Consider the following 11,619-nt stretch of genomic DNA (forward strand, 5'->3'; position numbering starts at 1 on the left):
CCCGCCCACCACCTGGGTTTCGCCGAACGGCGCCAACACCGGCGCGAACACCGCCACCAGCACGTAAAGCAGGATCATCAACAAACCGAACTGGGCGCTCAGGGGCGCCCGCCACACGTGTTTTAACAGGCTCATGGTCTACCCCTTCGGATGCATCAGGCGTGGGTTGCTGGCGATCGACAGCACATCGGCGCTGGTGTTGAGCAGGATGTAGGTCGCGGCGAAGATCAGGCTGCAGGCCTGCACCACCGGGATGTCGCGCTTGGCCACCGAGTCCACCAGCAACTGGCCGAGCCCCGGATAGACAAACACCACTTCGACCACCACCACCCCGACCACCAGGTACGCCAGGTTCAACGCCACCACGTTGACGATGGGCGCCAGGGCATTGGGCAAGGCGTGACGGAAGATGATCCGCGACTGGCTGATGCCCTTGAGCCGGGCCATTTCGATGTACGGGCTGGCCAGCAGGTTGATCAACGAGGCGCGGGTCATGCGCATCATCTGCGCGATCACCACCAGGCTCAGGGTCGCCACCGGCAACACCGAGCGCTCCAGTACCGTGCCCAACGAAGCGTCCGGTGCCAGGTTGGAAATGCTCGGGAACCAGTTGAGCTTCACCGCGAACACCAGGATCAGGATGTAGGCAACGAAGAACTCGGGGAACGACACCGCGCTCAGGGCCGAAGTGTTGAGCAGGCGGTCGAACCAGCTGTTGTGGTACAGCGCGGCGAGCATCCCCAGACACAATGCCAGCGGCACCGACACCAGGGCCGCCAGCAAGGCGAGGCTGAAGGTGTTTCCCAGGCGCGAGCCAACCAGATCGGCGATGGGCCGTTGGTTGGCCAGCGATACACCAAGGTCACCGTGCAACAGCTGCCAGATCCAGTGGCCGAAACGGCTCAGCGGCGGCAGATCCAGCCCCAGTTGCGCGCGGTAGGCCGCCACGGTTTCCGGGGTGGCCGACTGGCCGAGCATGGCCTGGGCGATGTCGCCCGGGAGCATGCCGACGGCCAGGAAGATGATCACTGAAACGGCGAACAGGGACAGCAGGCCTAATGCGAGGCGCTGTCCCAACAGCTTGAAAATACTTCTCATCGTGCAGTTCCTTGAAAATAGGCACGCTTGCATAATCCTGCAAATTTCTACTGTGGGAACACGCCCCCTGTGGGAGCGAGCTTGCTCGCGATAGCGGACTGTCAGCCAACATTGATGTTGAATGTGCTGCCGTCATCGCGAGCAAGCTCGCTCCCACAGTTGATCTCCACAGTTCAACTTTCCGCTTTATGCCTGCCACCAGCGCTCGATCACCCGCAGGCCATCCAGTTCACCGTAGGGCGCCGTCTGCCCGCCGTGAACCACCCGGTTGGAACGCGCTGCCACGGAACTGGCGAACAGCGGCACGATCGCCCCGCCTTCGTCCCGGCACAGCGCCTGCATTTCGTTGTACATCTCGCGGCGCAGCGGGTCGTTCATTTCGCCGCGAGCGGCGTTGAGCAGTTGATTGAAGCGCGGGTTGTCCCAGTGGGTTTCGTTCCAGGCCGCGCCCTTGGCGTAGCCGATGCTGAACATGCGGTCGGCGGTCAGGCTGCTGTACCAGAACGAGGTGGTGAAGGGCTGCTTCATCCACACGTTGGAGAAGAAGCCATCGGCCGGCTCGCGCACCACGTCGATGTCGATCCCGGCGGCACGCGCCTGCTCCTTGAACAGCACCGAGGCGTCCACCGCGCCGGTGTAGGCCGCGTCGGAGGCTTGCAGGCGCACCTTGAGCGAATCCAGACCGGCCTTCTTCAGGTAGAAGCGCGATTTGTCCGGATCGTAGGTGCGTTGTTCCAGTGCGGTGTTGATGAAGCGGCTGCCGGGCTGTATCGGGTGGTCGTTGCCCACCAGGCCATAGCCGTGCAGCACCGAGGCCAGCAGGGTTTCGCGGTTGATCGCGTGCTTCATCGCCAGGCGCACGTCGTTGTTCAGGAACACCTGGCTGTCGGTGAGCATCGGGAAGGTGTAGTGCTGGGCGCCCTTGGTTTCTTCGATGACCAGGTTCGGGTTGCGCTTGAGCAGCGCGACGGTTTTCAGGTCGACCTTGTTGATCACATCCACTTGCCCGGTGACCAGCGCATTGACCCGTGCCGCGCCGTCGGAGATCGCGATCAACTCGGCGCTGGCGAAGTGCGCGCGGCCCGGTTTCCAGTAATCGGGGCTGCGCTCCAGGGTCATGCGCACGCCCGGTTCGAAGTCCTTGAGGCGATAGCCACCGGTGCCGGCGCCGGCCTGCCAGTCCGCCGCGCCGTCCTTGCTCGGCATGATCGCCAGGTGGTAATCGGCAACCACATAGGAGAAGTCGGCGTTGCCCGAGTGCAGTTCGAACACCACGCTGTCGCTGCCGTTGGCACTGACCTTGGCCACATCGCCCAGCACGGTCTTGGCCGCCGAGGTGGATTTTTCGCCAAGGTGATGCTGGATCGACGCCACCACGTCCTCGGCGGTCAAGTTCTTGCCGTTGTGGAAGGTCACGCCCTGACGAATCTTGAAAGTCCAGACACGCGCGTCCGGGGTCGAGGTCCAGCTTTCGGCCAGTTCGGGGATGGCCGTGCCGTCGACGGCAATTTCGGTCAGGGTATTATAGACCGCCGAGAAGCCGACGAAGGTGAAGGTGTCGGACCAGGAACCCGGATCTTTGGAGTCCGTGGTGCTGCCGCCCGCCAGGCCCAGACGCAACACGCCACCCGGCTTTGGCGTGGCCTCCCCGGCAAAGGCGCCGAACGGCAGCCCCATGGAGAACGCCCCGGCCACCGCCGCGGCTGCCGCGCTGTACTTCAGGAAGTCCCTGCGCGGGAAGCTGAATTCATGGTTCGCTTGAGTAATCTTGTTTTTGTTATCGCTCATTGCATTGCCCCTGATCAAAAAGCTAATGAATTACCGGTTCAAAACCACGCAAGACACCGGGCCAGGGCCCGGTGCATACAACATTTGAATCGCCTACCGTCACACCTGGATCGCCTTCACTTCGACGAACTCGTTGAGTCCCTCCTCACCCCACTCCCGGCCATTGCCCGATTGTTTGTAGCCACCGAACGGCGCCTGGTAATTGAACGCCGCGCCATTGAGGAAACACTGGCCGGCACGCATCTGCCGGCCCAGGTGCAAGGCACGCTCGGCACTGCCGGCCCAGACGCCGCTGGACAGGCCGAACGGCGAGTCGTTGGCGATCTGGATCGCCTGTGCTTCATCGGTGTAGGGAATCAGGCACAGCACCGGGCCGAAGATTTCTTCCTGGGCGATGCGCATGCGGTTGTCGACATCGGCGAACAGCGTCGGGCTGACATAGAAGCCGCGCTCGAATGCCGACGGCGCGTCACCGCCGCACAGCAGCCGTGCGCCCTCCTCTTGGCCAACCTTGATGTAATCGAGCACGGTGCGTTTTTGCCCCGCGGAACACATAGGTCCCAGGAAGCTTTGCGGGTCGAGGGGATCGCCCATGCGCAGGCTCAGGGTCTCCTGCAGCGCGATTTCCACGGCTTCGGCATAACGGCTGGCGGGCAGCAGCATGCGGGTCAACGCGGTACAGGTCTGGCCGGAGTTGATCATCACGTCCTGCACGCCGTAGCGCACGGCCGCGTCGAGGTCCGCATCCTCGGCAATCAGCAGCGGCGACTTGCCGCCCAGTTCCAGGCACACCCGCTTCACCGAAGGCGCCGCCGCTTGCGCAACGCGAACACCAGCGCCGGTGGAGCCAGTGAACGACACCATGTCCACGTCCGGGTGTTTGGCCAGCGCTTCGCCGACTTTCGAGCCCGGCCCGCTGACCAGGTTGAACACCCCGGCCGGCAGGCCGATGTCCTCGATCATTTGCGCCAGCAGGAAGGCGTGCAGCGGGGTTTCCTGGCTCGGCTTGACCACCACGGTGCAACCGGCGGCCAGGGCCGGGGCGAGTTTGCCGATCAACTGATGCAGCGGGTAATTCCACGGATTGATGAATGCGCAAACACCGACGGCCTCGCGGATCACCAGCGAATTGCCGACTTCGCGCACCTCGTCCATGAGATGAGCCAGTTCGACGTACTGCTCAAGGCCAGCGATCGGCCCGTCAACCTGCACCGAGCGGCACCATTGCACCGGCATGCCCAATTCAGTGGTGATGACCGAGGCCATCTCATCAGCGCGGGCACGCAATTGCCCGGCCAGGGCACGAATGTAACCGGCGCGCACGCTGGACGGCGTACGCGACCATGAAGCGAATGCTCGGCGTGCAGCTGCCACAGCGTTTTCGACATCGAGTTCATCACCGAGCGGAACACTGCCGCCCACTTCCTCGGTGGCCGGGTTGATCACCTCTGCGATCCCTTGCCCCGACGGCTTTTGCCAGCGCCCATCAATAAACAATGCGTTGTGATTAAGCATTAACCTGAGCCTCCATCAGTTCTCGGGCACAGCGGGCAATCCGCTGGCAGGCATCGCGCAAGGGTTCGGCGCCGACCACCAGACCGAGTCGAATGTGCCCCGCCGCGCTCGGACCAAAGGCCTCGCCGGCCAATACCGACACACCGTGGCGATCCAGCAGACGGTCGGCAAACGCCTGGGCACTGAGCCCGGTCTGGCGGATATCGAGCATCACGAACATGCCACCGTCAGGTTTCAACGCCCGCACTCCGGGGCAATCGGCCAGGCTGTCGCACACCAGGTCGCGGCGCTGGCGATAGGCTTCGCGCATGGCCTCCAGTTCCGGCAGGTTGCTTTCCAGGGCCACCACGGCAGCGTCCTGAATGAAATCCGGCGAGCCGTAGAGCATGCACAGCGCAAGGTTTTCCAGGTGCGCAGCGAGGGACGGTGGCGCCACCACCCAGCCAACGCGCCAGCCGGTCATGGCGTGGGATTTCGACAGGCTGTTGAGGGTCGCGGTGCGCTCGGCCATGCCCGGCAGGCTCGCCGGGCTGACGTGCTCGCCTTCGAACAGCAGTTCGCTGTAGACCTCGTCGGAAATCAGCCACAGGTCGTGGCCGATGCACAACTCGGCCAGAGCGGCCCAGGTGCTGCGCGGCAGGCTGGCGCCGGACGGGTTGTGCGGACTGTTCAGCGCCAGGGCCCGGGTGCGCGGCGTGATGCGTTCGGCGACATCTTCAGGCAACACCCGGAAGCCGTTTTCCGAACGCACCGGCACCGGCACCACCACGGCGCCGCAGGCACCGAACACCGCTTCGTAGGTGACGTACATCGGCTCGGCGACGATCACCTCGTCACCGGGATTTAGCACGCATTGGGCCACGCTGAACAGCGCACATTGTGCCCCGGCCAGCACGGTAACCTGATCGGCCGAAACGGATTGGCCGCTGCGTTGTTGATGGCGCCTGGCAATGGCCTCACGCAGGGCACGCTTGCCGCGCACCTCGGCGTAATGGGTGTTGCCGCTCAGCAGGCTGTCGATCGCTCCCTGCACGATGGGCTGTGGGGTGTCGAAATCCGGGTCGCCCACGGACAGCAGCAAAATGTCCTGGCCCTGCTCGCGCAGCGCCAGGGCGCGGTAATGAATATCCCACGCGGCAGCGCCATCACCGGCGATGCGTTGAGTCAGATCGGAAAAGCGCATGGCTTCGTCCCCTTCAAATACAGATCAGTGCGCGCAGGCATGCTTGAGTTCGATCAAGGTCACGCCGTTGCGCTTGAAGCCATGGCGCAAGTCGGTTTGCAACTCGGCCAGGCTTTGCGGCTGGTTCACCGTGCAACCGAACGCACGCGCGAGGGCTGCGAAATCCGGATTGCGCGGCAGTACGCCGATGGGTTCGATGTCCAGGCCGAGCATGTCGTCGCGGATCTGCCCCAGGGCGTCGTTGTTCCACAGCAGCACCACCAGCGGGCTGTCCAGCTCTTCGACGGCCGTCGCCAGTTCCTGCGCGGTGTAGAGGAAACCACCGTCGCCGACCAGCACCAGACCGGGCCGTTGCGGTGCGCCGAATTTGGCGCCGATCCCCGCCGGCAGGCCATAACCCAAGGTGCCGTAGCCGGTCGGGTGCAGCCAGCTGCGGATGGCCAGGCTGTCAAAGGCGTAGTTGCCCGTGTACGCAAGCTGGGTCATGTCGGTGCTGATGAAGGCGTTTTCCGGCAGCTCTACAGCAATACGGTCGAGAATCGCCTGATGGATCGACTGCAACGGGCCATGGCTGGCCTTGACCGCTTCGCGCAACGCGGCAACCGAGGCGATCGCCATGGCGGCATCCCGCACGTCCGATGGCAGGCGCTCAAGCAAACCGCTGAGGGTTTGTTGTGCATCGCCCTGCAAGGCCACTGCGCAGGGATAGAAGTCGTTGAATTTGCGCGGGTCGATATCGACGCGCAGCAATTCGCCCTTGAGCGGCAGGCGTTCGCGCCAGAAGTCGGTGTCAGCCATTTCAGTGCCGACCGCCAGCACCACGTCGGCCTCGGCGATCAGGTTCCAGCCCGGCTCCACACACAGGGAGGAGCCTGCGTTGAGCGGCGCATCCGGTGGCAGCAGGCCCTTGCCGGCGACGCTGGTGAACAGTGGCGCAGCGAGACGCGAGCTGAGTTCACTGAGTTCCTGCACGGCATTGAGTGCACCGCCACCGGCGATGATCATCGGCCGTTTGGCCGCGTTGAGTTTGGCCACGGCCTGGTCAAGCGCAGTGGCGGATGCCGGACCACGGCCCGGACGACGCACCACCTCGTTGCTCCAGTCACGAGCGATCGGCGCCGCCAACACATCCAGCGGCACCGAGATGTGCACCGGGCGCGGCCGCTCGCTGTCGAACACCGCGTAGGCACGGGCGACCAGTTCCGGCAAATCTTCGGCGGTCAGCGCCACGGCCGAGAACGCCGTGATCGGCGCGGTCATCGCCCGTTGGTCCTGGCACTCGTGCAGGCTGCCCCAACCCTTGCCGAGGCTGGCGCTGTGGTTGACGCTGGAAATCACCAGCATCGGAATCGAATCGGCATAGGCCTGGCCAATACCGGTGGCGGCGTTGGTCACGCCGGGACCGGTGATGACGAAGCACACGCCGGGTTTGCCGCTGACCCGGGCATAACCGTCGGCCATGAAGCTGGCGCCCTGCTCATGACGGGTCAGCACGTGGCGAATGCCGCTGCCGGGCAAGCCGCGATACAGCTCCAGGGTGTGTACGCCGGGGATGCCGAACACGGTATCGACGCCGTAGTTGGCCAACAGGCGCACCAGGGCCTGGCCGCCGGTCAAGGTTTTGCTTTGCATGTTCATGTCCTCACTCCTGACCGAGGCGAATCAACGCATCGACCGCAGTCGTGCCCTGGGCACCGACCAACAATGGGTTCACATCGAGTTCCAGCAGTTGCGCGGCGTTTTCGCAGGCGTAGTCGGCCACGGCGCGGATCGCCGTCACCAGGGCGCCGAGGTCAGCAGACTCGCGGCCACGGAAACCTTGCAGCAACGGGGCGCTGCGCAAGCTGAGCAAGGCATTGCGGATCGCACCGTCGGTGGTCGGCAGCAACAGGCTGCGACTGTCCTTGAGCAACTCCACCAGAATGCCGCCGGCACCGATCACCAGCGCGAGGCCGAAATCGTTTTCGCGCTTGATGCCGACGATCAGCTCAGCCAGTGGCGGTTTGGCCATGGGCTCGAGCAACAGTTGATCGAAGGCTACGCCCGGGGCGTAGGCGGCAATGCTGGCGCGCATCTGCTCCAGCGCCGCGCTCAACGCCGCGCCATCCTTGAGGTTCAGCGCCACGGCACCGGCCTCGGTCTTGTGCGGCAGCTGTGCGCTGACGGCTTTCAAGACCAGCGGATAACCCAGTGACTCGGCATCCTTCAGGGCCTGTTCCGGGGTGCTCAATACGCCGTTTGGCGTCGGCAGGCCAAAGGCTTTCAACGCCTGCTTGGAGTCCCACTCATTGAGCAGGCGCCCCTCGCCTTCCAGCGCGTGCGGGCACAGCGGCACCAGCGCCGATTCGCCCAGAGCCAGCAAGGCCTGGCGATTGCGCTGATAACCGGCGATGCGGCCCCACGCGGCCAGCCCGTCTTCAACGCCCTGCAAGGCCGCGACACCTTGCGCGTGCAGACGCTCACGGGCATGGGCCGGCAGCAATTCGGGGAAGGCCGAGGTGACGAAACCGGTCTTGCCGTGGCGCTGCAGTGCCGCGCAGTACAGCTCCAGCAGCAGGTCGCACTCCTTGCGCTCGCCGGTGAACTCCGACGGGTAGTCGAGCACCAGCATCGCCGCGTCGGCTTCGGTGCGCAGGGCGCTGTCGAGCATGCGGTTCAAGGCTTCGCCGTCGCCCCAGATCGCCGTGGTGAAATCCAGCGGGTTGACCAGGTTGGCGTAGGTCGGCAGCACGTGCGCGAGTTCGCCGACCTGCCCTTGATCGAGTTTCGGCAGGCCCAGGTCGTTGCGTTCGGCGTAGTCGGCAATCAGGCCGGCGTCACCGCCGGAACAGGCCAGCGCGATCAGGCTGTTGCCCGCTGGCAGGTTGCCGCAGGCCGCGGCCTTGAGGGTTTCGACAAAACTCACCGGGCCGCTGACGCGGATCACCCCGAGACGGTCGAACAGCGCGTCGTACAGCGCATCGGAGCCGGACAGCGAACTGGTATGACTCAAGGCCAGTTCGGCGCCGATCTGCGACACGCCGGTTTTCAGGGCAATGATCGGGATGCCCTTCTCCAGCGCCTTGTGCGCGGCGCGGGCAAAACCCGGGACGTTCTTCAGGCCTTCGAGGTGCAGGCCGATAGCGGTGACCCGAGGCTCGTCGAGCAGCACGTCCATCAATTCAGCCACGCCCAGTTGCGCCTGATTGCCGACTGAGGCCATGTAGGCCACCGGCAACGAGCGGTCGCTCATGGACAGGTTGTAGGCGAAGTTGCCGCTCTGGGTCAGCACCGCCACGCCCTTCTCCACCGCTTTGCCGCCATGGGCCACCGGCCACAGCGCGGAGCTGTGCAGGTAGTCGAGCAAGCCGTAGCAGTTGGGGCCGAGCAAGGCCATGTCGCCAGCGGCCTGGAGCAATTGCTGTTGCAGGGCCTGGCCTTCGGCGCCGGTTTCGGCGAAACCCGAGGCGTAGCAGATCGCGCCGCCCGCGCCGATGGCGGCCAGTTCGGCCACGCAGGTCAGGGTGAGTTCGCGGTTGGTGGCGATGAATACCGCGTCCGGGCCGCAAGGCAACTCGACAACGCTGCGCACACACGGCACACCTTCAAGGCTGTCGTGCTGCGGATTGACCAGCCACATCTGCCCTGGGTAGCCGCCCTCGGCACAGCGCTTGAGGGCGCGCGCCATGCTGCGGCCGCCGACGAACGCCACGTGTTGCGGCGCGAGCATGCGTTTGAGGTTGTCACGAATGGTTTGGGACATGGGAATTCTCCGGGCCGGTCAGCGCAGCAGCGGCCGCAGCAGCTCGCGGGAAATGATGTGGCGCTGGATTTCCGAGGTGCCTTCCCAGATCCGTTCGATCCGCGCGTTACGCCAGATGCGCTCCACCGGACCTTCGTCCATCAGGCCCATGCCGCCGAAGATCTGCACCGCTTCGTCGGCGGTACGGCCGAGCACTTCACTGGCGAACAGCTTGGCCATGCCGGCCTCGCCATCGGTCATGGTGCCCTGGTCCATTTTCCACGCGGTGTGCAGGGTCAGCAGTTCGGCGGCGCGGATCTGCGTGGCCATGTCGGCCAACTTGAACGACACGCCCTGGTAAGTGCCGATTGGCTGGCCGAATTGCTTGCGGTCCGCCGCCCATTGCAGCGATACGTCGAGTGCACGCTGGGCCTGACCGACGCAGTTGGCCGCCACCATCACCCGCCCGGCGGTCAGCCAGGCGTTGGCCACGTCCCAACCCTTGCCGACTTCGCCCAGCACTTTGCTGGCCGGTACGCGGCAGTCGTCGAAGAACATTTCGAAGGTGTGGTAACCCCGGTTGCTCACGCACTTGGGCCCACGGCGAATGGTCATGCCCGGGGTGTTGCGGTCGACCAGGAACGAGGTCACGGCGTTACGCTTTTTGCCGTTGTGTTCGTAGGTGTCGGTCACGGCGAAGACGATGGCGAAGTCGGCATGCCCGGCGTGACTGATGAAATGCTTGCTGCCGTTGAGAATGAAGTCGTCGCCCTCACGCACGGCGCGGGTCTTGATCGCATTGGCATCGGAACCGGCACCCGGCTCGGTCAGGGCGAAGCAGTCGATTTTCTCGCCCTGGATGCACGGCAACAGGTAGTCGTTGATCTGGTCGCCGGTGCAGGCCATGAGGATTTTCGACGGCCGCGCGACGAACACGTGCAGCGCCCAGGACACCTTGGACAGCTCACGTTCGATCAGCGCCTGGGACAGGTAGTCCAGGCCACCGCCGCCCACTTCTTCGGGCATGTTGAAGGCGTAGAACCCGGCGGCGATCGCCTTGCCGCGAATCTGCGCCGCCAGCTCCGGGGACACCTCGTCAGCGCGGTCGACTTGCTCTTCATAGGGCAGCAGTTCCTTCTCGACGAAGCTGCGTACCGAGTCCACCAACATTTCTTGTTCTTGGGTCAGTTGGAAATTCATGGTGCTACCTGTTGTTCGTGTGCTGAAAGAAGTGTGGGAATCAACGGCCGACGAAACGTGCCGGGCGTTTTTCCATGGCGGCGCGCAGGGCTTCGTTGCCGTCTTCACTGCGCCCGCACAACAGGCCCGCGGCGAGTTCGGCTTGCAGTTGTTCCGCCAGGCTGCGATCAGCGCCTTCGCGCATGAGTTTTTTGGTCTGGGCGAAGGCAAACGTCGGCCCGGCGGCCAGGCGTGCGGCCAGTTCGCTGGTGACCGCCAGCAACTGATCGTCGGCACAGACATCGCCGACCAGGCCGGCGTCGAGGGCACGGTCAGCACCCCACAGTTCATCGAGGAACAGCAGGCGCTTGGCCTGTTCGCTGCCGATCAGGCGCGGCAGGTGCCAACTGGCGCCAGCGTCCGGCGAGTACGCCATGCTGGTGTAGCCGGCCTTGAAGCGTGCCGACTGGCCGGCAATGCGCAGGTCGCAGCACAGGGTCAGGTCCATCCCGGCGCCGACGGCGGTACCGTTGATGGCGGCGATGGTGGGTTTTTCCAGGCTGTGCAGGCGAGTCATCAAGGCGTGGGCGGTCTCGGTCCAGCCGTAGGTCTCCAGTGCGCCCCGGGCTTCGGCATCCGCCCATTCATCGAGGTCGGCACCCGCGCAGAAGCTGCGGCCACTGCCCGTCAATACCACCACGCGCACCGCTGGATCGGCGTTGAAACCGTCGAGCAAGGCGTGCAGGTTTTTCAGCGTTGGAACGTCCAGCGCATTGCGCTGGGCAGTGCGATTGAGGGTGATCCAGGCAACGCCTGCTTCGACCTGGCTGAGCAGCGACGATTGAGTGGTCATGGGAATCCTCGAATTATTGTGATTGGTCTGAGGTGATGCGACTTGAGGCCATACTAAACGAGTGTTCAGTAAGGCGGCAATCGGTGGGGAAATGGGCTGTAACAGCTTCAGAATTTAGACAACCTATTGTTTTTATTAGATTTAATTATTTTTCTGGAAAATACCTTGGTTGCTTTGTTACAACTTTGAACAACTGTGGACACGATGACGCCAGGATCGCAGCCTTCGGCAGCTCCTACATTGATCGGGTACGCCTGTATCCCTGTAGGAGCTGCCGAAGGC

The 11,619-nt window shown here is 64.1% G+C and carries 8 protein-coding genes and 1 pseudogene; all 9 read right to left on the reverse strand.

The genetic code is table 11. From position 1 onward, the window contains the following. Positions 1-135, reverse strand: a pseudogene (locus AC07YV_RS28890) (ABC transporter permease); the annotation flags it as partial. A gap of 3 nt (positions 136-138) precedes the next feature. Then, positions 139-1,098, reverse strand: coding sequence for an ABC transporter permease (locus AC07YV_RS28895; RefSeq protein WP_102702694.1), 960 nt, complete (start codon positions 1,096-1,098; stop codon positions 139-141). A gap of 186 nt (positions 1,099-1,284) precedes the next feature. Further along, positions 1,285-2,886, reverse strand: a complete 1,602-nt coding sequence (locus AC07YV_RS28900; RefSeq protein WP_102702695.1) for an ABC transporter substrate-binding protein — start codon at positions 2,884-2,886, stop codon at positions 1,285-1,287. A 99-nt stretch (positions 2,887-2,985) separates the two neighbouring features. Beyond that, the gene (locus AC07YV_RS28905; protein ID WP_102702696.1) at positions 2,986-4,401 is read right to left on the reverse strand and encodes an aldehyde dehydrogenase family protein; all 1,416 of its coding nucleotides are present in this window, start codon (positions 4,399-4,401) and stop codon (positions 2,986-2,988) included. Further along, a complete protein-coding gene (locus AC07YV_RS28910) occupies positions 4,394-5,584 on the reverse strand; it encodes a pyridoxal phosphate-dependent aminotransferase (RefSeq protein ID WP_102702697.1) in 1,191 nt (396 codons plus the stop codon). Before AC07YV_RS28910 ends, AC07YV_RS28905 begins: the two co-directional genes overlap by 8 nt. A 24-nt stretch (positions 5,585-5,608) precedes the next feature. Continuing rightward, positions 5,609-7,216 (reverse strand): 5-guanidino-2-oxopentanoate decarboxylase, encoded by a 1,608-nt coding sequence (locus AC07YV_RS28915; RefSeq protein ID WP_102702700.1) that lies wholly within the window; start codon positions 7,214-7,216, stop codon positions 5,609-5,611. 10 nt (positions 7,217-7,226) lie between these two features. Then, positions 7,227-9,326, reverse strand: coding sequence for an acetate--CoA ligase family protein (locus AC07YV_RS28920; protein WP_102702698.1), 2,100 nt, complete (start codon positions 9,324-9,326; stop codon positions 7,227-7,229). Between the two features lie 18 nt (positions 9,327-9,344). Further along, positions 9,345-10,505 carry an acyl-CoA dehydrogenase family protein gene (locus AC07YV_RS28925; protein WP_007981552.1) on the reverse strand — a complete coding sequence of 387 codons (1,161 nt, stop codon included), beginning with the start codon at positions 10,503-10,505 and terminating at the stop codon, positions 9,345-9,347. Between the two features lie 40 nt (positions 10,506-10,545). Beyond that, positions 10,546-11,337, reverse strand: coding sequence for an enoyl-CoA hydratase/isomerase family protein (locus AC07YV_RS28930; protein ID WP_102702699.1), 792 nt, complete (start codon positions 11,335-11,337; stop codon positions 10,546-10,548). Positions 11,338-11,619: the final 282 nt, after the last annotated feature.

Source organism: Pseudomonas sp. GW456-E7, assembly GCF_059424105.1.